At 64.5% G+C, this 770-nt stretch carries 1 protein-coding gene; it reads left to right on the top strand.

The window, feature by feature from the left end; genetic code table 11:
- Positions 1–770: endo-1,4-beta-xylanase (locus OC439_RS30165; RefSeq protein ID WP_315985962.1), on the top strand; the 770-nt coding region annotated here is incomplete at both ends.

Here is a 770-nt window from a genome sequence, read left to right as displayed (position 1 = left end):
GAGAACGAGATGAAGCCGGAAGCGCTCCAGCCCAACCGGGGCCAGTTCAACTTCTCCTCCGGTGACCAGATCTACAACTGGGCGACCCAGCGGGGCTTGAAGGTCCGTGGCCACACGCTGGCGTGGCACGCGCAGCAGCCGGGTTGGATGCAGAGCCTGAACGGCAGCAACCTGCGTCAGGCGATGATCGATCACATCAACGGTGTGATGGCCCACTACCGGGGCAAGCTTGCGGCGTGGGACGTGGTGAACGAGGCGTTCAACGAGGACGGCAGCCGCCGCAGCTCGAACCTGCAGGGCACCGGTAACGACTGGATCGAGGTGGCGTTCCGGACCGCGCGGGCGGCCGACCCGTCGACGAAGCTCTGCTACAACGACTACAACATCGAGAACTGGTCGTACGGCAAGACGCAGGGTGTGTACAACATGATCCGGGACTTCAAGTCCCGGGGTGTGCCGATCGACTGCGTGGGTCTGCAGACCCACTTCACCGGCGGTAGCTCGTTGCCGGGCAACTTCCAGACCACGCTGCAGAACTTCGCGGCGCTGGGTGTGGACGTGGCGTTGACCGAGGTCGACGTGACCAACTCCTCGACCAGCCAGTACGCCGGGCTGACTCAGGCGTGCATCAACGTGCCGCGCTGTATCGGCATCACGGTGTGGGGCGTGCGGGACAGCGACTCGTGGCGCTCGAACGAGAGCCCGCTGCTGTTCGACGGCGGAGGCAACAAGAAGGCCGCGTACAACTCGGTCCTCAACGTCCTCAACGC

The sequence above is a fragment of the Micromonospora sp. Mcm103 genome (genome assembly GCF_024519755.1).
GTDB classification, from domain to species: Bacteria; Actinomycetota; Actinomycetes; order Mycobacteriales; family Micromonosporaceae; genus Micromonospora; species Micromonospora aurantiaca.
This window is presented reverse-complemented; position numbering and strand designations above follow the sequence as displayed.